General features: G+C 34.5%; 18 protein-coding genes and 1 tRNA gene. 15 read left to right on the top strand and 4 right to left on the bottom strand.

The features are described 5' to 3' along the window. Window positions 1–22: 22 nt before the first annotated feature. From mrcB to ACGH47_RS10360, 15 genes are all read left to right on the top strand, one after another. Window positions 23–2,362 (top strand): bifunctional glycosyl transferase/transpeptidase, encoded by a 2,340-nt coding sequence (gene mrcB / locus ACGH47_RS10430; RefSeq protein ID WP_411623369.1) that lies wholly within the window; start codon window positions 23–25, stop codon window positions 2,360–2,362. Between the two features lie 10 nt (window positions 2,363–2,372). Further along, on the top strand, window positions 2,373–3,185 hold the full coding sequence (gene mutM, locus ACGH47_RS10425; RefSeq protein WP_267351453.1) for a bifunctional DNA-formamidopyrimidine glycosylase/DNA-(apurinic or apyrimidinic site) lyase: 813 nt from the start codon (window positions 2,373–2,375) through the stop codon (window positions 3,183–3,185). A gap of 396 nt (window positions 3,186–3,581) precedes the next feature. Next, complete coding sequence (gene tolB, locus ACGH47_RS10420) at window positions 3,582–4,892, top strand: Tol-Pal system beta propeller repeat protein TolB (protein WP_411590616.1); 1,311 nt, start codon at window positions 3,582–3,584, stop codon at window positions 4,890–4,892. 172 nt (window positions 4,893–5,064) lie between these two features. Next, complete coding sequence (gene pal, locus ACGH47_RS10415) at window positions 5,065–5,544, top strand: peptidoglycan-associated lipoprotein Pal (RefSeq protein WP_267351457.1); 480 nt, start codon at window positions 5,065–5,067, stop codon at window positions 5,542–5,544. 58 nt (window positions 5,545–5,602) lie between these two features. Beyond that, window positions 5,603–6,337, top strand: coding sequence for a tol-pal system protein YbgF (gene ybgF / locus ACGH47_RS10410; protein WP_267351458.1), 735 nt, complete (start codon window positions 5,603–5,605; stop codon window positions 6,335–6,337). A 136-nt stretch (window positions 6,338–6,473) separates the two neighbouring features. After that, window positions 6,474–6,549, top strand: a tRNA-Lys gene (locus ACGH47_RS10405). Between the two features lie 427 nt (window positions 6,550–6,976). Continuing rightward, window positions 6,977–9,091: a TonB-dependent receptor gene (locus ACGH47_RS10400; protein WP_411623368.1), complete on the top strand. Its 2,115-nt coding sequence runs from the start codon at window positions 6,977–6,979 to the stop codon at window positions 9,089–9,091. A 211-nt stretch (window positions 9,092–9,302) separates the two neighbouring features. Continuing rightward, window positions 9,303–10,841: a murein biosynthesis integral membrane protein MurJ gene (gene murJ, locus ACGH47_RS10395; RefSeq protein ID WP_267351461.1), complete on the top strand. Its 1,539-nt coding sequence runs from the start codon at window positions 9,303–9,305 to the stop codon at window positions 10,839–10,841. Window positions 10,842–11,130: 289 nt separating this feature from the next. Next, window positions 11,131–12,036: an acetyl-CoA carboxylase, carboxyltransferase subunit beta gene (accD, locus tag ACGH47_RS10390; RefSeq protein WP_267351462.1), complete on the top strand. Its 906-nt coding sequence runs from the start codon at window positions 11,131–11,133 to the stop codon at window positions 12,034–12,036. Between the two features lie 3 nt (window positions 12,037–12,039). After that, window positions 12,040–13,344, top strand: coding sequence for a bifunctional tetrahydrofolate synthase/dihydrofolate synthase (gene folC, locus ACGH47_RS10385; RefSeq protein WP_411623371.1), 1,305 nt, complete (start codon window positions 12,040–12,042; stop codon window positions 13,342–13,344). Continuing rightward, the gene (locus ACGH47_RS10380; protein WP_267351465.1) at window positions 13,325–13,918 is read left to right on the top strand and encodes an SPOR domain-containing protein; all 594 of its coding nucleotides are present in this window, start codon (window positions 13,325–13,327) and stop codon (window positions 13,916–13,918) included. Before folC ends, ACGH47_RS10380 begins: the two co-directional genes overlap by 20 nt. A 70-nt stretch (window positions 13,919–13,988) precedes the next feature. Next, complete coding sequence (locus ACGH47_RS10375) at window positions 13,989–14,474, top strand: CvpA family protein (protein WP_411597324.1); 486 nt, start codon at window positions 13,989–13,991, stop codon at window positions 14,472–14,474. A gap of 18 nt (window positions 14,475–14,492) precedes the next feature. After that, on the top strand, window positions 14,493–16,010 hold the full coding sequence (gene purF, locus ACGH47_RS10370; RefSeq protein ID WP_411590599.1) for an amidophosphoribosyltransferase: 1,518 nt from the start codon (window positions 14,493–14,495) through the stop codon (window positions 16,008–16,010). 404 nt (window positions 16,011–16,414) lie between these two features. Continuing rightward, window positions 16,415–19,111, top strand: a complete 2,697-nt coding sequence (locus ACGH47_RS10365) for an inverse autotransporter beta domain-containing protein (protein WP_411599811.1) — start codon at window positions 16,415–16,417, stop codon at window positions 19,109–19,111. 124 nt (window positions 19,112–19,235) lie between these two features. Continuing rightward, a complete protein-coding gene (locus ACGH47_RS10360) occupies window positions 19,236–20,246 on the top strand; it encodes a hypothetical protein (RefSeq protein WP_267351473.1) in 1,011 nt (336 codons plus the stop codon). Window positions 20,247–20,329: 83 nt separating this feature from the next. On the opposite strand, the gene ACGH47_RS10355 is transcribed toward ACGH47_RS10360, so the two are convergent. Genes ACGH47_RS10355 through nuoK form a run of 4 tightly spaced genes read right to left on the bottom strand, consistent with a single transcriptional unit; the run spans window position 20,330 to window position 25,856 of the window. Further along, a complete protein-coding gene (locus ACGH47_RS10355; RefSeq protein WP_411623367.1) occupies window positions 20,330–22,138 on the bottom strand; it encodes an NADH-quinone oxidoreductase subunit N in 1,809 nt (602 codons plus the stop codon). A 6-nt stretch (window positions 22,139–22,144) separates the two neighbouring features. Then, complete coding sequence (locus ACGH47_RS10350) at window positions 22,145–23,692, bottom strand: NuoM family protein (RefSeq protein ID WP_267351477.1); 1,548 nt, start codon at window positions 23,690–23,692, stop codon at window positions 22,145–22,147. A 17-nt stretch (window positions 23,693–23,709) separates the two neighbouring features. Then, window positions 23,710–25,557: an NADH-quinone oxidoreductase subunit L gene (locus ACGH47_RS10345; RefSeq protein ID WP_267351479.1), complete on the bottom strand. Its 1,848-nt coding sequence runs from the start codon at window positions 25,555–25,557 to the stop codon at window positions 23,710–23,712. Beyond that, complete coding sequence (gene nuoK / locus ACGH47_RS10340) at window positions 25,554–25,856, bottom strand: NADH-quinone oxidoreductase subunit NuoK (protein WP_267351481.1); 303 nt, start codon at window positions 25,854–25,856, stop codon at window positions 25,554–25,556. Before nuoK ends, ACGH47_RS10345 begins: the two co-directional genes overlap by 4 nt.

Raw genomic sequence — 25,856 nt, 5'->3', positions numbered from 1 at the left:
TATGACGAATTTTAGGTGAGCTTTGAATACTTCGACTAAATCTACAAAAAAGAAACCTACTCAAAAAGTAAAAAAAAATAAAAATAAAAAACGCTCACTTTGGCGCCGATTTTTGTCATTGCTATTTAAACTGTTTCTGGTTTTTGTGGCTGTGACCGTAATGTATGGTATTTATCTCGATCAACAAATAAAAGAACGCATAGATGGTAATGTTTGGGAATTACCTGCAGCTGTTTATGGTCAAATTATCGATCTTGAGCCGGAAAGTGAATACAGTTTAAGCGATGTTGTAACGTTGTTAATAGGTGCACAATATCGACAACAGGATACACAAGCTACTCGACCCGGTGAATTCATCGTCAGTAATGATGCTGTTGAAATATACCGTCGCCCTTTTACTTTTCCTGATGGTGAAGAACAAGCTTTTCGAGTTAGAATTACGTTCTATTATAATCGAATAGATCGTATTACTAATTTAGATACAGGACGTGATTTTGGATTACTTAAGATCGATCCAAAATTAATTACAATGATGCACTCACCTAATGGAGAACAACGTTTATTTGTTCCTCTCAAAGCATTTCCTGATTCATTGATTAAAACTTTAGTTGCTACTGAGGATAAACGTTTTTATGATCATCATGGCGTGAGTTTATATTCGATTGGGCGAGCAATTTATGTCAACCTTACCACGGGCCGTACTGAAGGTGGAAGTACGTTAACTCAACAAACTGTAAAAAACTTATTTTTAACTAATGAACGTAGTTTAAGCCGTAAAATACGCGAAGCCTATATGGCGATGATTCTTGATGCTCGTTATAGTAAAGAACGTATCTTAGAGTTGTATTTAAACGAAGTTTACTTTGGACAAGCTGGGAGTGAGGAGATCCACGGTTTTCCACTTGCTAGCCTTTACTATTTTGGTCGTCCTGTTAATGAATTGACGCTCGATCAGCAAGCAGTTCTAGTTGGAATGGTAAAAGGGGCTTCGTTATATAATCCTTGGACGCAACCTAAACAAGTTTTAGAACGCCGAAATGTTGTTCTAAAGCTGACCGAGCAACAAGGAATTATTGATGATGAGTTATATAATCTATTAAGTCAGCGCCCACTATCTGTTTTACCAAAAGGTGGTGTTATTTCGCCACAACCTGCTTTTATGCAAGTTGTTCGTAGTGAATTAAGAAAGCAATTAGGTGATAAAGCAGATCACCTTTCAGGAATGAAGATTTTTACGACATTTGATCCTGTTGCCCAAGCAGCGGCAGAACAATCAGTTACGAATGAAATTGAAAAATTACGTAAATCAACTAATAAAGATTTACAAACAGCCATGGTTATTGTTAGCCGAGAAACCGGCGAAATTCGTGCAATTATTGGTAGTGCAGAGCCTCGTTATCCTGGTTACAACCGTGCATGGTTAACCCGAAGAGCAATTGGTTCACTTGCTAAGCCTTCAACATATTTAACAGCATTAGGGCAACCGGATCGTTTTCAACTTAATACGTGGTTGGATGATTCACCACTTTCAATAAAGCTTGATAATGGTTCGTACTGGCAACCGAAAAATTATGATCGTAAGTTTCGTGATCGTGTCATGTTAGTGGATGCTTTAGCACTTTCGTTAAATGTACCAACCGTCAACTTAGGGATGGCTCTTGGTCTTGATGCGACTAAAAATACCCTGCAAGCATTGGGTGTGCCAAGTGATCGTATTACGAATCTACCTTCACGGTTATTAGGTGCTTTAGAGTTAACACCTTTAGAAACAGCACAAATGTTCCAAACGATTGCAAACAATGGACAACGTTCGCCGTTATCTATTTTAAGATATGTACTAACGGATAAGGGAGAATTGGTATATCAAAACTATCCTAAACAGATTCAAGCTGTTTCACAGCAATCAGCCTATTTAACAACTTATGCTATGCAACAAGTTGTGGAATCGGGGACATCACGGTCTCTAAAACGAAAATATGGATCATTTAACTTAGCTGCTAAAACCGGAACCAGTAATGATTCTCGTGATAGTTGGTTTACAGGAATTGATGGTAAAAATGTCGCTGTTGTTTGGATTGGGTTGGATGACCATTCGCCAATGAAATTAACAGGTGCAACAGGTGCATTAAAAATATATAGTGAATACTTACAAAATAATCCACCTAAAAGGTTATCGCTCCCGATACCTCAAAATATCTATATGTTATCGATAGATGATAATGGTCAGTGGCAATGTGATGATCGTAGTGGTCGAAAATTACCTGTTTGGACAACCAATACACAAAGCTTATGTAACAACAATAATCAACCGACTCCAAGTCAGCAAGTACCAACTTGGGTCACTGAAATGTTAAATAATTAGGTGAAATAAAATGCCTGAATTACCCGAAGTGGAAACAAGTCGCCTAGGTATTTTGCCTTATTTAAAAGGGCAAACTATAAAGCAAATAGTAGTTAGGCAACCAAATTTACGTTGGCCTGTTGATGAACTCATTCATCGTTCTCATGGAGAAGTCATTTTGGATGTCAAAAGACGTGCAAAATATTTGTTGATACAACTAGCACATAATTGGATTATCATTCATTTGGGAATGTCAGGTAGTTTGCGTATTTTACTTGATGAACAACAGGAAGTAGCAAAGCATGATCATATAGACTTGGTTTTAGAAAATGGTGTTGTATTGCGTTATACTGATCCAAGACGTTTTGGTTCATGGCTCTGGGCTAATTCGCTTGAAGAGGTTTCTCAATTAAACCATTTAGGGCCTGAGCCTTTGAGTGATGCGTTTTCAGCAGAGTATCTGTTGGCGCAAGCGAAAAATCGTCAAATACCAATTAAAAGTTGGATTATGGATAATCATATTGTTGTTGGTGTAGGAAATATCTATGCATCGGAATCGTTGCATATGGCAAAAATTAATCCCAATCGAAAAGTGAATTCATTACAATTAGTCGAGTTTGAAAGATTAGTTTCAGCGATCAAGCAAGTTCTGACTAAATCGATTAAACAAGGTGGAACGACACTAAAAGACTTTCTTCAATCTAATGGAAAGCCTGGTTATTTTGCTCAAAAATTACAAGTATATGGGCGAGAAGGTCAAGAATGCCATAATTGCAAAACTATAATAAAATCGCAAAAAATAGGTCAGCGGAATACTTTTTTTTGTGATAATTGTCAAAAATAGTAAAAAACAAATGGATACTTATTTTTTTCAAAACAATAAATATGTTAATAAACACACTAGGCTAAAACATCTTTTCAGACAGTTAGAAAATTTTTAATTTTAAAACAATTATTTTTCTTTTTTTGATAACTCAAAAATTAAATTAGCATAACCAATCTTTTTAACAAAAAAAGCGTTAAAATTATATTAACCTTTTTATTCCATATACTATAGACTTGTTATTTAATATCAGCTATCTTTCTTAATGAAAAAGTATGTAGAAATTGTTGAAATATAAAAATTGCCATTTTTAAGTGATAATAATCGTATGTTTTAATTTTTATTACTTTTCTCCAACTACTAATATATAGTGAATCTAACGTAGTTATTTATGTTTAATTTAAGGAATTTAAGATGATCAAATACGCCTCTCGCTTTTTGATAATTTGTTCTATATTTTTATTTGCTTTAATCAGTAATAGTTGGGCAGATAATACAGGGATTCAAATAAATATTACTGAAGGTGTCAGTACCGCAAAGCCTATTGCTGTTTCACCATTTAAATGGACAGGATCGGGAGAACCACCCCAAATAATTGAAAATATTATTGCATCTGACTTACGCAATAGCGGTAAATTTAATCCAATCGATATCGCAAATATGCCACAAAAACCGACAACCGCATCTGAAGTTAATTCTGCTGTATGGAAAAATCTTGGCGTTTCAGCTGTTGTCGTCGGTTCAATTCAACCTGATGCTTCAGGGAAATACCACATTACTTATCAATTAATCGACACCGTTGATAAACCGGGTGCTATTTTGGCTGAAAACCAATTTACAATAAGTCAACGTTGGGTGCGTTTGGCCGCACATTCGGCAAGTGATGAGATATTCGAATCACTTACTGGAATTAAAGGTGCCTTTAGAACACGCATCGCTTATGTTGTAGAGACCAACAGAGGGCCGTACACGCATGAATTAAGAGTGTCAGACTATGATGGTTATGATCAAGTAACCGTTCATCGTTCTAAAGCCCCACTTATGTCACCAACTTGGTCTCCGGATGGTAAAAAATTAGCGTTTGTTACTTTCGAAAGTGGAAATTCTGCATTGGTCATGAAAAATTTAGAAAACGGCGCCATTGAAACCGTTGCTTCTTTCCCTCGACATAATGGTGCTCCCGCATTTTCGCCAGATGGTACAAAGTTGGCATTTGCACTTTCTAAAGATGGTAACTTAAATATTTATATTAAAGATTTAAATTCTAAACAAATCACTCAAATTACAACTGGTCGAAGTAATAATACTGAACCTTCTTGGATGCCAGATAGCCAAACAATTGTTTATACGTCAGATCAAGCTGGACGTCCACAACTTTACAGTATCAATATAAATGGTGGTACACCTCAAAGATTAACATGGGATAATACTCAAAATCAGAATGCTCGTGTTTCTCCAGATGGATCGTTTATTGCAATGATTTCAACTAACAATGGTGAACAACACATCACGAAATATGATATGGCAACCAAAACCTACCAAAGATTGACTGATACATTTTTGGATGAGACTCCAAGTATTGCGCCAAATGGTACCATGATTATTTACAGTTCGACGAAAGGATTAGGGTCGATTTTGAATCTTGTATCGACTGATGGCTTTTTTAAAGCTGAATTACCCGTATCAGATGGACAAGTGAAATTTCCATCTTGGTCACCTTATTTATAAATTACTGTCGAACTTGATAAATTAAAATAATAAATATTCAATTTATACTGAAGAGTTAAGAAATATAATATATCAACTTTATTTCCAAACTGGTAACAAACGATATTTGAAATCAGTTGGATCGGCTAAAAATAAATATTAATTTATTTAAAAACACAAAGGAGTTATTACAATGCAATTCTCTAAATATCTTAAGGTAGCAGCTATAGCTTTACCATTAATTGCTTTGACAGCATGTTCTTCTAAAAATGGTACCGACGCGAATGGTAATTTTAGCGATACTTTAACAAGAGAAGATCGTGCTTTGCTTGCAAGATTACAACAACAAGAAATGAATACTGTCTATTTCGATTTTGATAAATATAATGTTAAACCTGAATATAATCGCATGTTAGATGTTCATGCAGGTTTCTTACGTGCTCATACTTCAATGAAAGTTGTGATTCAAGGGCATGCTGATGAACGAGGAACACCAGAATATAATATTGCACTTGGTGAACGCCGTGCTGTAGCTGTTGCTTCTTATCTACAAGCGAATGGTGTCTCTTCTAGCCAAATGCTGATAAGATCATTTGGTAAAATGCAACCTGCCGTATTAGGTCATGATGAAGCTGCGTACGCTAAAAATCGTCGAGCGGTTGTTGTATATTAATTATATTTCATAACGGCTGAATGTTCAGCCGTTAATTTTTCATATTGAGTTTTCATTTATGCATAAAAAAATAATTACATCACTCATATTGCTTTTGTTTACCGGTTACGGTTATGCAGCAAGTAATGCTGAATTAGAAAGAATGATACAAGCACAAGGACAGTTATTGATTGAGAGTCAGCAAAAGATTAGTGATTTACAATCAGACGTGGATACCTTACGTGGTCAATTGGAAGATACCAAATATCAACTAAATCAGACTATTGAACGTCAAAAAATGATTTTACAACAGATGACCAATGGTACCGAATTCTCATCAAATCAAACTAACAACTCATCTAATCAATCAGCATCACAAACTACCCAAACTGAATCGAGTGCAACTTCATCAAATTTAATAAATTGGACAACCACAGGAAATGATAAAACCGATTATAATTTTATTATGCAATTTATTAGTGATGCTAATCAAAGTAATGAACTCATTTTAGCTTTTAAAAAGTTTTTAGAAACTTACCCAAAATCGATATATCGTGCTAATGTGAATTATTGGCTTGGTCAAGTTTATTATAAGCAAGGTAAAAAAGATGATGCGACGTTTCATTATGCAACGGTAGTGAAAGATTTTGCAAACTCAGCGAAAGCACCAGATAGTCTTTATAAAGTAGGCTTGATTTTACTTGAAAAAGGAGATAATAAGAATGCTAAAGCTGTTTTTCAACAAGTAGTCAATAAATACCCTAAAGATAAAAATGCAGTGAACCTTGCCAAAAAGAAACTCGCTTCACTTTAGTCAAAACGTATGAAAAACCAGCTTTTGAAAAAAAGCTTTCAGAAAAGGGTTGCATTACCTAATAATTATAAGTAATATAGCAACCCGAAATTGCTTGTACCTATAGCAAAAAAGGTGCAAAGCGTCTCTTCATAATGGGTTGTTAGCTCAGTCGGTAGAGCAGCGGACTTTTAATCCGTTTGTCGAGCGTTCGAATCGCTCACGACCCACCACTTTTTCTCTTTCAAAATCAAATTAGCAATCAATTGAATTTAACAAATCTTAGTGATCATATTTATCGGAAATAATATTAAACCATTATTCTGTTAAGCTTAAAAGATGGGTTAACACAACAAAAGGGTTAAAAAATTATGTTCATTTGTTAAATTTTCTCGATTTTAAAGCAATCTATTTTACAGCCTATCTATAGGGTAAATACAGAGACCTCCTTTTAATTAATTATACTCAAACCGCAATCCATTTAAACACCATTGAATAACGCTTAATTTCAGTTAGATTTTAATATTCTTTGTCGCAATATTTTTATAAAACAGAAAATAAGTTGTAAATGTAAATAATAATCATTATCATATTTATTGTTGCTTTAACTTTAGCCAACTGAAACAAATTATAATAAAACGATAAAAGATAGGAAAAACAATGAAATTAAGTCATCAATTCGCTATTTTGGGGCTAATAAGTACAGCACCCTTTGTTAGCGCTCAAGATAAAATAGACGATGTTGCAAACATCGAAACAATGAAGGTTGTTGCCAACATTACCGATATCAATGACCAGCGAATAAAAAAATCATCAACCGCGACAAAAATGCCATTTGATATTAAAGATATACCCCAATCCATTAATTCTGTTAACATTGATCAAGAAAAAATTTTTGGACAAAATGATTTAAGTGTAATCGTCAATAAAATACCCGGTGTTGATACTACTTATGATATGCGGGATGAAGGCATAAAAATACGCGGTTTTTCCGCAAGTTCTGGCGATATTTATCGGGATGGTGTCCGTGCAAGTGGGCAAGTTAGGCAAAGTACAGCTAATATTGAACGCGTGGAAATATTAAAAGGTCCCGCTTCGGTACTCTATGGTCGTGGTTCTGGTGGGGGAATGATAAACATGATTAGTAAACAAGCTAATTTTGATTCACCTACTGTTTTAAGCTTACGTAGTGGTTCATGGGATAAATATGGCGGTATGGTCGATATTAATCATGTTGTCGATGAGAAACTAGCGATCCGAATGACAGTTGATCACCAATCAGAAAAAAGTTTTCGCAAAGGAATTAAACAAAGAGACACCATGGTATCGCCAAGTATACTCTATGATAATTTAGACGGGTTTAATTGGTTAGTACAATATACTCATGATCACTTATGGCGTAAACCAGACCGAGGACCAGCTTACTATAATTTACCAAAAGGGGTTTCAATTAAAACAACTTATGCGCATCCTGATGATTACGTAAAAGATAATTTTAAATCATTACGTTCGGTGATAGGTTTTGAAATTAATGATGATTGGTCATTAAAATTGACTAACCTTTATCGTCAAGCGAGTCAAAATTTTGACCATATTTATGGTGGTGATTATTGCCATTTATATGGCAAAACAAATAGTGGAAAAACGTGTAACTATGCAGGTAAACTACAATTTCGACGAGCTTGGCAAGAAACTGATAATAAAACCTATAGTAATACACTCGATATAATAGGCAAATTTACTACAGCAAGTATCGGTCATGATATGTTAGTCGGCATTGAATATAATATAGAAAAACGTCAACCTAGATTAGCATTAACGAGTGTTTACCCTGAAGTCGTTGAGCCTTACCATCCACACTGGAATTCTAAAAAACCACATTACAATAAGCTAAATACTAAAACGAATCATAAAGCGACTTCAAAAGGGATTTATTGGCAAGATTTAATGAGTTTTACATCACAATGGAAATTGTTGATGGGCTTACGCTATGACAATTACGAATTTGCATCAGATGATAAAATTAAACATCAAAGCCGTTCATATAATGGTCACTCGTTAAGCCCTCGAATCGGTTTAATTTGGCAACCTATCGAATCGCAAAGTTTTTATGCTTCCTATAGTAAAAATTTTGCACCTTATGGTGGACGAGGACTGATTACCATTTCAACAGACTCGAAAACGGTTTACGATAATAAACCACAATATTCAAGGCAATATGAAATAGGCGTAAAAAGTGATTGGTTAAATGATAAATTATCTTCTCAAATTGCACTTTATAATCTTGAATTATACAACGTTCGTTATCAACCCGATGCGGTGAACGATCCTTATAATTGGCAGGTAAAAGGCAGTGACCGTAGTCAAGGTATCGAGCTAAGTATCATCGGACAATTAACACCAAAATGGTACATTAACAGCGGTATTGGTTATCAGCAAGCTAAAGTTCATAAAGATAAAAAAATGCCAGTTAATCAAGGAAAATATTTGCCCAATACATCTAAGCATAGCGGTTACTTAAATATACGTTATTTGCCTTATGACAATTGGTTTTCTGAAGTTGAGGTTAATTATAAGGGATCAATGTTTAATGATGATAAAAATCAATATAAACGTCCTGGGTATGTTGTATGGAATGCTGCAATAGGGTATCAATCTTCTTCTTTTGAAATGACTTTTGCAGTAACAAATTTATTAGGAAAAGAATATTGGCGTTCAAGTAGTATGCCTGGCACGCCTAGAGCTGTATTGTTAACTGCAAGTTATAAATTATAACCAATGAAGAAATAAAAGCGGAATGAAATAAAAATTCTATATTGAATAATTGATGATAATATTTGTCTGATTAGTATTTCAATCCGCTTATTGTTTGAATAGTAACAATATTTCAATTCATAAACATTATTATTTATAAAAAAGCATGGTGAAATAAATGAATAATTTGTAGACTATGCCTATCATTTGTTTTTTGGCTCCTATCTTATCTATGAATTTATTAAAATCTTTAGCCACTGTAAGTTCAATGACAATGGTATCTCGAGTTTTAGGCTTTGTTCGAGATGCAATAATTGCACGTTTTTTTGGTGCAGGAATGGCTACCGATGCGTTTTTTGTGGCTTTTAAACTTCCTAATTTATTGAGACGAATATTTGCTGAAGGGGCTTTTTCACAAGCATTTGTCCCCATTTTGGCTGAATATAAAAATCAACAAGGGATCGAGGCAACACGGACTTTTATTGCGTATGTTGCCGGTCTATTAACATTAGTATTGGCTATCGTTACGTTAATTGGGGTAATGACTGCACCTTTTATCATTATGCTGACAGCGCCAGGTTTTATGCAAGAATCTATCGATAAATTTGAACTTGCAACCATCATGCTTCGCATCACTTTCCCCTATATCTTTTTTATTTCACTTGCTTCATTAGTTGGTGCCGTACTTAATACGTGGAATCGCTTTTCGGTTCCTGCTTTCGTGCCGACATTGCTTAATATTAGCATGATTGTATTTACGCTATTTTTAACGCCTTATTTTAATCCACCGGTGCTGGCATTAGCGGTATCTGTCGTAGTCGGCGGCATTTTACAATTGCTTTATCAACTTCCGACTTTAAAAAAGATAGGTATGCTAGTGCTACCTCGTATCAATTTAAAAGATAGTGGTGTATGGCGAGTGTTGAAACAAATGGGACCTGCAATTTTAGGGGTATCCGTTGGGCAAATATCTCTTATCATTAATACGATTTTTGCTTCTTTCTTAATTTCGGGATCGGTTTCATGGATGTATTATGCTGACCGATTAATGGAGTTCCCAGCTGGCGTACTGGGTGTCGCATTGGGTACCATTTTATTGCCGTCATTAGCTAAAAGCTTTTCAAATGGTGATCATAAACAATATTCGGAATTATTAGATTGGGGATTACGTCTCTGTTTTTTATTGGCTTTGCCAAGCACTGTCGCATTAGGTGTGATTTCTCGTCCACTTATCTCAACACTCTTTGAATATGGACAATTTACAATTAATGACACATTAATGACACAACGTGCTTTAATAGCTTATTCTATCGGTTTACTTGGACTTATTCTAATCAAAGTTTTGGCACCCGCTTTCTATTCCAGACAAGATATTAAGACACCTGTCAAAATTGCGATTGTCACATTAATTTTAACGCAACTAATGAATATGGTTTTTATTGGTCCACTACAACATGCTGGTCTTTCATTATCAATTGGGCTGGCAGCATGTTTTAATGCCGGATTATTATTTTGGCAATTACGTAAAAAGGAACTTTATCAACCACAGCCAGGTTGGTGTAAATTTTTAATTAAAATTGTGATAGCGGTACTGTTAATGTCATTAGTGTTATGGTTTGGATCGAAATTATTACCAGATTGGTCAACGGGTTCAATGTTAATGCGAATAAGTCGTTTATTGTTATTGGTCACGGTAGGTATCGTTATCTATTTTGCATCATTGATTGCAATGGGGTTTAAAATCAGGCATTTCATTAAACGAATTGATTAAATGATTTTTTCAAAATTTTATGAATAAACCGAATTATTGTAAGCATACCGCTTAATTGAAGTAGAGGCTGTCTTTATGACTTAAATGCAATAATTTAATCTAAAATATTCAGTTGGTTGGATATTAAAATCAGCGTTAAAATGAAAAAATACGATTGTTTGGTAAAAGAATATTTTTTACAAACATGGTTAACAAATAAGATAAATTTAAAACAACTATTAAGAATTAGCACAAAGTATTATACAATAGCCCGATATTTTCTAGAGTATAGCACAATGAGAGAATCATAATGAGCTGGATTGAAAAGATTTTAAGTAAAAATAATATATCATCAGATCATAAAAAAGCGAATATACCCGGTGGCGTTTGGACAAAATGCAGTAACTGTGAACAAGTCATTTACCAAGCTGAATTAGATCGTAATTTAGAGGTTTGTCCTAAGTGTGATCACCATATGCATATCCCTGCGCGCGTCAGGTTATACCATTTTTTAGATGAGGATTCAGATGTAGAAATTGGAACTGATCTTGCGCCAAAAGATATTTTAAAATTCAAAGATACTAAAAAATACAAAGACCGTTTAACTGCGGCTCAAAAAGAGACACGCGAAAAAGAAGCTATGGTTGTCATGAAAGGAACATTACTTGGTATTCCTGTTGTGGTTGCCTGTTTTGAATTCGCTTTCATTGGTGGATCGATGTCATCAGTTGTTGGGGCTTTATTTACCCGTGCTGCTGAACAAGCGATAGCCGATAAATGCCCGTTAATTTGTTTTTCAACAAGTGGCGGTGCAAGAATGCAAGAAGCACTTTATTCATTGATGCAAATGGCTAAAACCAGTGCAATACTTGCTAAAATGCAAGATGAAGGTTTACCTTATATTTCTGTCATGACCGATCCGACTATGGGTGGGGTTTCAGCTAGTTTAGCGATGCTAGGTGATATTAACATTGCCGAACCCAAAGCATTAATTGGTTTTGCAGGCCCACGCGTTATTCAACAAACTGTACGGGAAACTTTACCAGAAGGATTCCAACGAAGTGAGTTTTTACTGGAAAAAGGCGCAATTGATATGATCATTCATCGTAAAGAAATGAGACCTAAAATTGCCAGCCTAATTGCAAAATTAATGAAACTTCCCGATCCATTTAATGATGTGAATAACGATGAAATGACAATTGATGAGACAGTTTAATTGATCATGCAAAATGAAAAACCTAATGCCATGTCTGACTTAAAGACATGGCTTTGTTATTTAGAGCAACTACATCCTACTACTATTGATATGGGATTAGAGCGAGTAAAAATCATTGCTCAGCGTTTAGATATTTTGCAACCCGCTCCCTATGTTATTACGGTTGCAGGAACTAATGGTAAAGGTACAACTTGCCGAACATTGGAAATGATCTTACTCGCTTCAAAACGAAAAGTTGGCGTATATAGTTCTCCTCATTTATTACGTTTCACAGAGCGGGTAAGAATTAATAATCAAGAGTCAACAGCCCAAGAAACGGTTAACGCATTTGTAGAAATTGAAAAAGTTCGTGGTGATATTTCTTTAACTTATTTTGAATATGCAACACTTGCAGCACTTTATCAGTTTAAAAAAGCAAAATTAGATGTAGTTGTGTTGGAAGTTGGGTTAGGTGGACGACTGGATGCAACCAACATTGTTGATGCAGATATTGCTGTTATCACAACAATAGACATTGATCATGTAGATTATCTTGGAAATACTCGAGAAAGTATTGGGCGTGAAAAAGCCGGTATTTTTAAATCGAAAAGCATTGCTGTTGTTGGTGAGCAAAATGTTCCTGTCACCATTCCATTGGTGGCAGAATCAGTTAACTGTCCTATCTATACGGTAAATAGCGATTGGTCTTATCAACAAATTAATGATAATCAATGGTCTTTTGAATCCCCCTTGGCAAATTATCATCATTTACCGATAGCCAATGTTCCGTTAGCTAATGCTGCGACAGCAATTGCAGCATTAAGTTATTCTTCTTTAAATATTACCCAAGACGATATCGTTAAAGGATTAAAACAAGCAAGCTTAGTTGGCAGATTTCAGACGCTACAACATTCACCATTGGTTATTATTGATGTTGCTCATAACCCACATGCTGCAACTTATTTAATTAAACAATTAGCTCAATTAAAAGCTAAACAATCCAAAACAGGTAAAATAAGATTTGTTATTGGCATGTTGAAAGATAAAGATATAAAAAGTACATTATCCATTTTACAAGGCGATGTATGGTATTGCGCGACACTCTATGGTGAGCGAGGTTGCAAAGCTGAAGTATTAAAGCAATACTTGCTTGATAAAGAAGAAACCAGTGTTTTAACATTTGATCATGTGGCGGATGCTTATCAAAAAGCAATGCAAGATGCCAAAGATAATGATATTATCGTCGTATGTGGTTCATTTCATACGGTAGCTGAAGTTTTAGAGCAATATGAATTAAGTGAAATTAATCATGACGAAAGACAAAAATAACGCTTCAAATAATCAGAATAGAATGAGAAATCGACTTGTTGGTTTTGCCACTTTATTACTTATTTTAGCTTTGATAGCACCATGGATCATCACCGATAAATCGAATACAACAACATCGACTACGCCTATTTTACAACCGAACATAGTGAATCAGCAGTTTCAATCTGTCGAACATACTCCTGATGACAGCTTTACACAAAATAACTCAAGTGAGGTTGCTAATTTTCCTTATGCACTAGACACAGACCAAAATCCAAGTTCATTAATCTCACCTGAAATCAATGCAGAAGATGTCAATGAACCGATAACGACAGATCAAACGGTCACAACTACGCAAGATTCAAAATTATATATGATTCAGATAGCGGCATTAAGAAACAAGCAAAAGATTGAAGAACTTGTTGCGTTATTACGATTAAACAATTATAACGTTAAAGTTATTCCTAAAAAGCCAGAACCTAACCAATTAATAAAATTACAAGTTGGGCCTTATGCTAAAAGGGAGCAAGCAGAACAAGTAATCGATAATCTTAATAATTTAACAAAACAAAAAAGCATTATTATTACTAATTAAAAAAAAATTTGTTCAAAAATAAAAGTAATAAATAATATCTCCTATAAATAATTAATTGTGAGTTACTATGATGAATTGGATTGATTTTACTATTATTGGCGTAATAATTTTTTCCGCCATGGTCAGTATAATACGGGGCTTTGTTCGAGAAGCATTATCTCTGATTAGTTGGGTGCTGGCATTTTTCATTGCGAGCCGATTTTATGCTTATATTACTCAGTATTTAACCTATTTTGATAGCGAATTGATCCGTACTTCTGTCGCAATAGCTATCCTTTTCTTAGCGACATTACTCGTTTGCTCATTTATTTCTTATGTTATTGGCTTATTAGTCCAAAAAACAGGTTTATCCGGGACAGATCGAGTATTAGGCATCTGCTTTGGTGCATTACGTGGAATATTAGTGGTTGCAGCTGTTCTCTTTTTTATTGATACTTTCACTCCCTTCTCGCAATCGCAATACTGGAAAGAATCACAACTTATTCCTCATTTTCATGTTATTATTCGTTGGTTTTTTGATTTTATACAACATTCGTCTTCATTTTTAGTGCAGTAATTTTGAGGTAATCATTGTATGTGTGGTGTTGTTGGTATTTTAGGATGTAGTACAGTTAACCAATCTATCTATGATGCATTGACTGTATTGCAGCATCGAGGTCAAGATGCAGCGGGTATTGTAACCATTGATGAACAAAACTGCTTTCGTTTACGTAAAGCTAATGGTTTAGTTAAAGATGTTTTTCAAGAACATCATATGCAACGTTTGCAAGGTACATTAGGAATTGGACATGTACGGTATCCTACAGCAGGAAGTTCAAGTCCTTCAGAAGCTCAACCCTTCTACGTTAATTCGCCTTATGGCATAGCACTTGCACATAATGGTAACTTAACCAATGCTAACGAATTACGAAATAAAGTATTTGAATTAGCAAGACGCCATATTAACACTAATTCTGATTCAGAAGTGCTACTTAATATTTTCGCCAGTGAATTAGACAAATTTCCAACTTATCCCCTTTCTGCAGATAATATTTTTACCGCTATACGTCATGTACATAATATTATTAAAGGCGCTTACGCTTGTGTCGCAATGATTATTGGGCATGGATTGGTTGCATTTCGTGATCCCTATGGCATTCGTCCTTTAGTTATTGGTAAACGCATTTTAAATAATCAAAAAGTGGAGTATATGGTTGCTTCTGAAAGTGTTGCTTTAGATATACTTGATTTCGAATTTATACGTGATGTCGAACCCGGCGAAGCGATTTACATTACACAAGATGGGCAATTTTATTCACAACAATGTTCAGACAATCCCCAATATTATCCATGTATCTTTGAATACGTTTATTTTGCACGACCCGATTCGTTCATGAATGGGGTATCGGTTTATCAATCACGTATATTGATGGGACAAAAATTAGGTAAAAAAATAGCACGAGAATGGAAAGATGTTGATATTGATGTTGTGATTCCAATTCCTGAAACATCTTGCGATGCTGCGCTTGAGATTGCTAGAATTTTAAATAAACCCTATCGGCAGGGCTTTGTCAAAAATCGTTATGTTGGACGAACATTTATTATGCCAGGTCAAGCTACACGCAAACTTTCTGTAAGACGTAAACTTAATGCTAATCGCATTGAATTTGAAGGAAAGAATGTCCTTCTTGTCGATGACTCTATTGTTCGAGGTACAACTTCGGAAAAAATTTTGGAAATGGTTCGCTCTGTTGGTGCTAAAAAAGTTTATTTAGCTTCGGCTGCGCCAGAGATTAGGCATCCTAATGTATATGGAATTGACATGCCAACAGCCAGTGAGCTTATCGCTTATAATCGCACCGTCGAGCAAATTGCTAAAGATATTGGTGCAGATAGACTTATTTTTCAGGATCTATCTGACTTAATCGACTCAATCCGTGAAGAGAACCCTAAGATTCATCATTTCGAGTGTTCAGTGTTTGATGGGCAATATATTACAGACGGTATTGATGAAAGCTATTTGCTTCAATTAGAACAAACAAGAAATCAAAATCAAAAAGCTTTTAATAGTAAAGAATCAGAAAATCTTGAAATATATAATGAAGAACAATAATTAGTATTCTTGCTGAAAATGACATTTTTATAAAAAAAGATACTAATATTCTAATATTTCTATCTTTTTTATCTGCTTTATTTAGTATTAGATAAAGAGAACTAATGTATTATTAATATTATCAAATTGATAAATAAATCCCACGTTTTATTTTAATCTATCTCTCCTCATATTCTGAAGACATTTTCATCAAATCTTTACAAATATTTTAAAAAAGTTATTGAACAATGACTTCTTTGTAATATAATCTTAAAAAAAGTAATTTTTTGTAAAGAATTTTAAAGACAATAAAAATGCTATCGTTTTTTTATTCTAAACAAAGAAGCTTTTTTATCAAAAAGCTGAATAAAACGTGTTTTTGATACATATATTATCAATAAAGTGAAATATGAGGAATGATTAAGATGAAAACAAATCTTAATTTAAAAATTGTTTCAACCTTAGTTGTTCTGGCATTAAATTGCCAGACAGCTATGGCATTGGATTCGAAACAAGGCACTTCTACTGTTGCTGTAGACAACAGTAAAGTTATTGAACTTAAAAATGGTATTAAAGTTCGAGAAATGGTTAACAATAAAAAGGCTAGCCTTTACCAAATAGCATTAATAAGTGGTATAAATGTTGACCAACTACGCAAAATGAACAATGGGCGCTTTGATAAAAAGGATGTGATTGAAGAAGGTGAGCTTCTCGTGCTTCCTGAAAACTCCCCACTACTACCTGCCATCAGTACAAGTAAAGCTGAAGATACTAAACAAAACAAATATACAAATTTACCGGATTTAGGATCAGATGAAAATTATGATGTACAGGCAGATAAAGATAAGCTTGCAACTCATGTTGCTTATGCTTTACAGACATTAGCAACACAAGATTGGAAACAACTATTATCATCTGAAAATGGTGGCTTATCAAGTCAATTGGCCAATCGAGGTAAGGATTACGCAGAGGATTATTTACGCAGTAGTGTGAAAAATCATGTTGTTGATCCACTTCGTACCGCTGCCCAAGACTTCTTAGGGCGTTTTGGTACGGCTCAATTATCTTTTGACGTTAGTGATAAAGGACAATTTAGTAACGTCAACGTTAAACTATTTAGTCCTTGGTATGATACAGAAAATACCTTGATATTTAGTCAAATATCATTTCAAGAATATGAACATAAACGACGTATTGGAAATATTGGTATTGGTCAACGTTGGGACTTTGCAGATAAAAAATGGTTATTAGGCTATAACGTATTTTTGGATCATGACTTTCAACGTTCACACAATCGTTTAGGTTTAGGTGTTGAGGCTTGGAGTGACTACATGAAACTTGCAGCTAACTATTATCATCCATTATCAAATTGGAAACAATCTCGTGATTTTGATGATTATTTAGAACGTGCTGCAAAAGGTTTTGATGTTCGTTTTCAAGGTTATTTACCACAGTACCCTCATTTAGGTGGTTCATTAATGTATGAACAATACTTTGGTGATAAAGTGGCATTATTTGGTAAAGATAACCTACAAAAAAATCCTAGAGCAGTGACAGCAAGCGTTGATTACACACCAGTGCCACTTTTTACCCTCAAAGCGGAACATAAGCGAGGACAAAATAATCAAAAAGCCACTTCTGCTTCATTGACGATGAATTATCGTATGGGGGTTCCTTTAAAAGATCAGTTAGATCCCGATATGGTTCAAGCAGCACGTTCATTAGCTGGTAGTCGTTATGACTTAGTTGATCGTAACAACTATATCGTTCTTGAATATAAAGAGAAAAAATTAAGTGTTGATTTAGGACTTGAATCTTTACAACTCGTTGAAGGACAAAGTTATGATGTTAGTATCGCTGTTTATAATGCGAAAGGATTAAGCAGTGTAAAATGGAATGGTGATATGTTTGAAATTGATGCAAATGGTGGATTCCTTTGTTATACAACAGGTATTTGTACATCTTCATCATGGGCTACACCAAAAGCAGATACTCAAAATTGGAAAATTGTTGCACCAAGTTATGTAGATGAAAATGGTAAACGTCATCCAATTCAATCTAATGGTAAATATACCTTATCTGTTTCCGTTACCGATAAAAAAGGTCGTTCAGCAACATCAAATCAAGTGTCATTTGAAGTTATCCCCGATCCTGTCATGCGTAAGATTGGTCTTTGGGCTGTTGATCGTAACGGCAATAAAACCACAATGGCTTCTAATTCAGCCGATGGTCTCAGTGCTATAACATTGATTGCCAGCCTTGTAAAGCCGAAGGTACCAAATGGAACAATTTCAGCAATAGAGGATGCAGTTGGGTTTAGTGATGAACAACTCATGAACCGAATTCCAGACTCATTTGATTCTGTACTTAAAGGCTGGACAGCAACAAGTAATGGTAAAAAAATCACCTTAATTGATGGTACTTCGGGTCAAGTAACGTCTTGTCCTAAACAAGAACCTTGTGTCATTGTGAAATCCTTTGAAAAAATCAAAATGGGTCAAAAAATTTCTGCTAAGGCAGCTACTGCTGGAGGCATGGATGCAATTGGTGATAGTTATGCATTAGATGTCGCTTCTAATATTGAAGGGGTGGTTGAATTTTCCACTTCGATAGATCAATTTGGTGCATCGTTCAATAAAGTATCCATAGATTTTGCTGGTGGTCAAGCTGGATTAATTAAAGTTTATCGAAGTGATGGGGTATTGGTTGCGACTCAAGCTGGAAACTTATTAGAGTTTGATCCTAATGGTTCAAAAGAGTGGAAAGTTGATAATGAATATTATGTCAAAGCATATGCAGCAGATGGTGTCACTGAAATGAATAGTCCATATGTGATTTGGTCTCTTGTGGGGTCTAATGCGGTTGCATGTCCTAATGGAGCGGCAACAGCAGCATTACCTGATGCAAGCAACAAACCAAATGGGCCTTGGTTTAATGTCGCAATGGGATATAACGCACATTATAAAATTAGAAGTATAAAAACAGGTAGTTATGCAACTTCTGGTTCGAGCATTATCGCTAATGCTGATGCTCCACAAGAGTTAAATCTTGATCCGATAAACGCAACGCCTTCAGCATGTGCAGGTGATCAAGGGTTTAGATTACAAGTATTTGTTAAATAGAATGGTTAATTAAAAAAGTGTTTTAGATAACCCATTTATAAGGGTTATCTAAAAGTTAAATACAAAACGGTGTATATTATTTTTGATATACAATAATTAATAAATGAAAAATAGGAAGTTAAACATGAAAAGTTTAATGATAAAAAATATTGCTTTAGGTCTGTTAATCGCTGGATGTGCAGCAAGTAACGCATATGCACTTAGCGGTGTGAGTGCTAAATATATAGTGGGTAATGCACCTGTAATTAAAAGTCTTGGCGGTCAAGATCACAGTTTAACAGTGTCAGTATCCTCTGATGCTGATGGTAACAATACCGTGGGTGGTCGAGCTGCAAAAGTTAATGATTATGTCGTTATCGAGTATACTTTACATGATGAAGATGGTGACAGCGATCCTTCAGGTAAAGTAGTAAAAGAAACGTTTAAAGCATTTTATAAAAGTGCGTCTGGTGAATGGAAAGAAGCCAGTTTAGCTGACTCAGATATTAAGTTCAGTAATGGTAAAATTACGTTTAAAATCACAAATGAGTTTGCTGGTGCAACACGAATTGGTTTCAAAGTATTAGAAAAAACTGAGTTTGGTTTACCATATACAAATAAATGGTTAAAAGTTGCTGATATTTGGAGTACGCAAGCACCAGGACAAGTGGATACATTAGATCCGACAGATCCAAGTAAAGCCCCTACTGATGATACTAATGGCCCGAATAAAGACGAAATAGGTAGTAACCCTAATGATGGTCCAGGTGAACAAAAAGATCCGAATAAAATTACAAGTGGACCAATTGAATCTGATGACATGAGGGTCTACATTTTAGCTGCTGATTCAAATGATAACTATAGTATAGCGGGTAGTACTTTCGTACCTAAACAAGGCGGAAAATATCGAGCTGTGGTATGGTTAGATTCTAATGGCAATGGTGCTTTAGATAGTGGTGAAGCTGACTTATCTGCAAATTACAACTTTACTTGGGAGTTAGACGGTACTTATGCCGGTGTTGGAGCGACAACAGATTCGTTAGCACAAAATCAAAATATAACATTAGGTCAACTTAACAACGATTCAATGTACAGTACGACCTACAAAGCAGGTGCTCAAGGTTATAAACTTAAAGTTACTGCAACCGCAAAATAATGCTTATTTAAGACAGATAAAAAACCACTCAAAGGAGTGGTTTTTTTATAAATAAATTAGTTTGAACATCTATTTAAATTAGTTTAAGCCGTTAAGTATTGTGCCATACTCACTAAGTTAAATACCCATTTAGGATAGACTCCGCAAATCATAATAAGTAACGCAGAAAGGGTAATGAGCAACTCACTCATTCCAATTTTATGCCATTTAAAACTTACTACTGAATTATTGATAAATTGATCATCTCGACAAGTTGGTTTGATATAAAGGTTGATCACTAAACGAGCATAAAAATATAGGCCTAGCGCACTACCGACTACAACTGCTGCCATTAACCACCATAGTTCAGCGGTGACACCTAATAGGACTAATAAAAATCGACTAATAAAACCGAGAGTTAAAGGTGCGCCAGCTAATGAAAGCAAGCCTATTCCCATAGATAATGCAAGGATAGGGCGTCGCCAAAATAATCCAGACAAATCTAGCTCATTTTCATGATCTTGAAGCTCATTTGAGTGAGATTCTAAACTAATTACGCCCAGAACAGTAATATTTGCAAGAATATAACCTATCAAATAAACGCCGATTGTTTCTAAGGCCAAAACTTGATATTGCACAGCAATTAATGCAATTAATAAATAACCAAAATGTGCGATTGAGGAATATGCAAGAAGACGTTTTAAATTACTTTGCATAAAAGCAAATAAATTACCCCATAAAATAGAACAAAATGCCATCACAACTAAAATAATTCGGATGGTTTCATTGTTTACAATAGGAGCTAATAAAAATAGTCTTGCGATAGCGCAAAATATCGCAACTTTACCCACTGTGGATAAAAGAAGTGCGACAACCGTTGGTGCACCTTGATAAACATCGGGTAACCAAAGTTGGAAAGGAACAAGTGATAATTTAAAACCGACACCTACAAGCATTAAACAGACCCCCATTAATAACAGTGTGCTTGGGTAGGTCATAGTGGATAACTGATAACTTAAACCACTGAACGTTAATTCACCAGTGGATGCATAATAAAAAACAATACCCATTAGCAAAAAAGCACTTGCAACGGCGGATAAAATCATATATTTAATTGCTGCTTCAAGGGAGTGGGTTTGAATATATTGATATCCTATTAAACCCACAAAAGGAATGGAAAGCAACTCAATACCAATAAAGAAAGCGATTAAATGGCTGGCGTAGACTAAGGTCACTCCACCTAATGCCATGAAAAGTAATATTATATAAAATAATCCATGAGACTTTTGTTCTTGCTTAAACCAACGATATGCTAAGCAACTGACGATAATTGAAATTAATAAAATCAAACTGGTATAAAGTAAACCATAGCCATCACAGGTGAAAAGTACTGTAATTTCTTGGGAGTTCCAATTATTTACATTATTCGGTTGTTGAATATCTGAATGGGATTGATTTTTTTCTTGGTTATCCGCAATGTTTTCATTTTTCGGTGTTTCAGATGTTATAGTCTGTTCCGAATTGGATTCGTCTAACTGAGGTTGGCGGACTTGAGTCGCTGATTCTACGCTTGCATCATTATTATTGTCACTCAGTGCTTCTGTCTGATTAGTTTGTGGATCTGGTTGAGTTGGTGCGGCATCCACTGCTAACAATTTTGCATTCTGAAAATCAGGAGAAGTCAGTGGCAAAGAAGAGATAAATATTTGCATATTATCGCTGCTGATATCTGAAATTTTCTGATCATTGGCTGAAATTTTATATCCCATGACAGAAGCGCAAATTAATGCGAATATCAAACCACATAAAGATAAAATAGCGCAGTATTTTGTACTTACTTTGAAACGAAATAATGCAAACATTAGCGCAATAATAGTAAGACTTAATATATAAATAGGTGATAAAGCTATCATATCTTATTACTCTCCCATGCGCTCTGTTGTTATATAGTGTTGAGTTTGATTCATGACAGAATATGACATATCTAAAATGACTTTAGGATATAATCCGATAAAAATAAGAACAGCCAATAAACTACTTAACAATAAAAGCTCTTTGATATTAAGAAAACACTTTTTCATGGTTTCATTATTATCGTGACCGCCATGAAAAATAGGTTGCATACGAATAATGAATGAAATAGATAGCATAAGTAATCCTAGTGCTAATAAAATTGTAGAATAAGAAAATGTTGTGAAACTTCCAAGTAACATCAGGTAATTTCCTATAAAGTTAGCTGTGCCAGGTATACCCAATACGGCCAATATGAAAAATAACGTAAATGATGATAAATATTTGACTCGCTCTTTCAATCCAGTAAATTGACTGATGTTACGTGTTGAATAACATTCAACTAATAAACCACTAATCATGAACATACCGACAATCGCTAAGTTAATCGCAATAATTTGTATGACCACTCCTTGGTAGGCGATTAATGAACCACTATATATGATAGCGGTCACAAAGCCCATCAATGCAATATGAACATAAGCAATTAGTTTTTTAATATCCGTTTGATTAAATGCAAGTAGTGCAGAATAAAAAACGGTGATTAATGCAAGTATTAAAATTAAAGGTACAATTGTTGCAGAAGCATTAGGAAATAATGGTATGACAAAACGCAATAACCCAAAAGTGGCAGTACTAAGTAATAAACCACTAATCATCATTGAACCGGTTGTTGACGATTCGATATGTGCTTCAATAAACCAATTGTGAAATGGAACAAAAGGAATACGCACAATAAAGGCAGCCATGAATCCAAGCATTAATAAATATTCTGTTTTACTTGATATAGGCGTTTTGGTTAGGATTTGATAATCAAAAGTCCAATGACCCGTTAAATTCCAATTAATGAGAGCTAATGAAACAATCGAGATTAACATTAACAAACTACTGATTTGCGTATAAATAAGAAATTTACTTGCACCATTAAAGCGTAGCTGAGAATTGGAATCTCGTCTTCCCCATAAAGAAATTAAAAAATAGATAGGAATCGCAACAGCTTCCCAATAAAAGAATAACAAAAAGAGATCCGTAACTGTAAATAACATCATGACAGCTGATGTCATTGCTAAAATACACAGATAATATAATCCAGTATTATTAATGCTTTCTTTGCTTGAATAGGCGATAGTGAATAAAACAATAATGAGTGTTGAAGTAATAACAATGATAGATAGCCCATCTAAAATTAAGTGAAAACGAATACCTAATAACGGAATCCATTCAAAATTGACTTCTTCTACCCAACTATTTCCTTGATCCATAATAGCTTGCGCATCCAGCCAAAAATTGATCACCAATATTAGCGAGATGATAATCGTCATGAATGCGATACAAATTGGCAGTTTATTCCAACGTGATTGCGCATCAACAGATGCTACCATTCGTTGTAAAAAAAGATGACATAACCAACCGATAAATCCACCTGTCACAGGTAAGAAAATAAGCCATAACAACATGAAAGATTGCACCTTTATTAAATAAACACAAGTAACATTAATATAATAATACTACCCATTACAATTGAAACCATATACCATCTGAGATGTCCATTTTCGAAGCCGACAATATATGAATTGATTTTTTTTATACCCAGCATAACCCAATTGTCCCAAGTTGCTAATGGATCCTTTTTCAATTTACTGGTTAAAAAGATGAAAGGCTTAACAAAAACAATATTGAGTAAATAATCAAATCGCCATTCTGCTTTACACAGTCGTGTAAAAAATTTCACTATGGGCGTGTTTAACACTTCTTTCACTTCACTATTAGGATGAGCAAATAGTGTATAAGCGATGATAATGCTAAGTAACGTTACCGCAGCAAAAAGAAGCTGGAATGACAATTTTACATTAGTATCTAATGCAGCAATTGGAATTATTCCTTTTATGGGTAACGGAAAATAGATAACTAATGATGAGGTAAATATTAACAATAAGAAAATAGGGCAATAACTCATCCAATTCGTTTTGGCAAATTGTTTAATTTTAGGTTTATGATAAAACACCATAAATATTAAACGTAATATACTAACACTCGAGAGCAAAATACCTAATAACCCAATGGTTCCATTCATTAAATTATCTTGAGCCATTAATCCCCAAATAATGTCACCTTTAATGTAAAAGGCAGCTGAAATCCATGGCATTGCACTAAGCGATAACAGAATGACTAAAAAAATGATAAACAAAACGGGGAATTTTTTATATAAACCACCAATTTTACTTATATCACGCTCACCTTGGCATTTTTTGATAAGTATTGCCGAGGCTAATATGAGTAACGTACTTGTCATTGTATAATTGATTAAACAATTAAGTGATAAACTCCAATGTTGAGTTGAAAATGCATAAAACAGATAACTAATTTGTGTCAGGTTTATGAAAGTGACTATGCGTTTAATATCGTATTGTACAAGAGCAATAGAACTCGCAAATAAAACTGTTAGCGATGAAATTATTGTCATGATAGAAAGTACATCGCTTGACATCATAAACAAATTGCTGAGTCTTAAAATTAAATAAACACCCGCTAAGATTACCGTTGAACTTTGCATTAACGCCATTGCAGGCATGGGTGCTAAGGTGCTTTCAGTAAACCATGATTGCATTGGAAACAGCGCTGATTTACTCATTGCACCAAGCAATAGCATTAATGTTATCCAATAGATGATATCTGAATCGATAGCTAAATTAGCATGTGCGAGAGTCAATATATTCCGAATATCTAACGTATGAAGCGTTTGGTAAATTAAAAACACACCAATGAGTAAAAAAACATCGGTCAAATGCATGATCACAAACGCTTTAACAGCTGCAAAACCATTACGGATTTGTTTATAGTAAATGCCAATAAGTAAGTAAATACTTAATGTAACACCTTCCCAACCAATTAGCATGACCAACAGATTATCGACTAAAATAATTGTTAACATACTTGCTATTAACAAATTGCTATAAGCATAAAAAGTATAAATATCTTTTTGAGATGTTAAATAATATGCAGCAAAAAAATAGATAAGCATGCCCAAAAAAGCAATTAACACAAGAAAAGTTAATGACAAACCATCTAAGGTTAAAGTAATAGGAACAACAAAATCCCCTATAGAAAACCAATTCCATAATGGTCTGCTATAAATTAATGACATATCAGGGACTGAGTTAGTAACAAAATCAATACAAGAAAATATGGTAATTAATACCACAATCAGCATAGTACTAATGCCGATAATGATGATATTAATTGATCGTATTTGTCTTCCTAAGCTAACAAGGGCTAAAAAAGAAAGCAAAGGAACAATGATAGTTAAATAGAGTAAATTCATCCTTTCATTTCACTTAATGAGTCAATGTTAAAAATTTTCTTTCGGTAAACTAGCTTTCTAAAAAGGGCAAGTCCAACGCACACTTCGGCAAGTACCGCTACAATCGCTAAAATAGCCAGTACTTGCCCATCTGTATGTTGCCAGTGGCTACTTGCAGCAATTAAAGCAATAATGGCACCATTATTCATTATGATTAGGCTAAGGAGCAAAAAATAGAGATTGCGCCGAATCATCACGCCTAGTAAACCAAGGACAAATAAGATAGAAGCTAAAATAAGGCTATGCATTAATGGAATCAT

Origin of the sequence: Gilliamella sp. CG16, from assembly GCF_046635785.1 — a bacterium.
Classification (GTDB): domain Bacteria; phylum Pseudomonadota; class Gammaproteobacteria; order Enterobacterales; family Orbaceae; genus Gilliamella; species Gilliamella apicola_I.
The sequence above is the reverse complement of the archived record's forward strand: the minus strand, read 5'-3'. Positions and strand labels throughout refer to the sequence as shown.

What these genes read in the sequence shown, in the direction of transcription:
- mutM (WP_267351453.1), top strand. Translation starts at nt 2,373, where the DNA reads ATGCCTGAATTACCCGAAGTGGAAACAAGTCGCCTAGGTATTTTGCCT.
- pal (WP_267351457.1), top strand. Translation starts at nt 5,065, where the DNA reads ATGCAATTCTCTAAATATCTTAAGGTAGCAGCTATAGCTTTACCATTA.
- ybgF (WP_267351458.1), top strand. Translation starts at nt 5,603, where the DNA reads ATGCATAAAAAAATAATTACATCACTCATATTGCTTTTGTTTACCGGT.
- ACGH47_RS10400 (WP_411623368.1), top strand. Translation starts at nt 6,977, where the DNA reads ATGAAATTAAGTCATCAATTCGCTATTTTGGGGCTAATAAGTACAGCA.
- murJ (WP_267351461.1), top strand. Translation starts at nt 9,303, where the DNA reads ATGAATTTATTAAAATCTTTAGCCACTGTAAGTTCAATGACAATGGTA.
- accD (WP_267351462.1), top strand. Translation starts at nt 11,131, where the DNA reads ATGAGCTGGATTGAAAAGATTTTAAGTAAAAATAATATATCATCAGAT.
- ACGH47_RS10380 (WP_267351465.1), top strand. Translation starts at nt 13,325, where the DNA reads ATGACGAAAGACAAAAATAACGCTTCAAATAATCAGAATAGAATGAGA.
- ACGH47_RS10375 (WP_411597324.1), top strand. Translation starts at nt 13,989, where the DNA reads ATGAATTGGATTGATTTTACTATTATTGGCGTAATAATTTTTTCCGCC.
- purF (WP_411590599.1), top strand. Translation starts at nt 14,493, where the DNA reads ATGTGTGGTGTTGTTGGTATTTTAGGATGTAGTACAGTTAACCAATCT.
- ACGH47_RS10365 (WP_411599811.1), top strand. Translation starts at nt 16,415, where the DNA reads ATGAAAACAAATCTTAATTTAAAAATTGTTTCAACCTTAGTTGTTCTG.
- ACGH47_RS10360 (WP_267351473.1), top strand. Translation starts at nt 19,236, where the DNA reads ATGAAAAGTTTAATGATAAAAAATATTGCTTTAGGTCTGTTAATCGCT.
- ACGH47_RS10355 (WP_411623367.1), bottom strand. Translation starts at nt 22,138, where the DNA reads ATGATAGCTTTATCACCTATTTATATATTAAGTCTTACTATTATTGCG.
- ACGH47_RS10350 (WP_267351477.1), bottom strand. Translation starts at nt 23,692, where the DNA reads ATGTTGTTATGGCTTATTTTCTTACCTGTGACAGGTGGATTTATCGGT.
- ACGH47_RS10345 (WP_267351479.1), bottom strand. Translation starts at nt 25,557, where the DNA reads ATGAATTTACTCTATTTAACTATCATTGTTCCTTTGCTTTCTTTTTTA.
- nuoK (WP_267351481.1), bottom strand. Translation starts at nt 25,856, where the DNA reads ATGATTCCATTAATGCATAGCCTTATTTTAGCTTCTATCTTATTTGTC.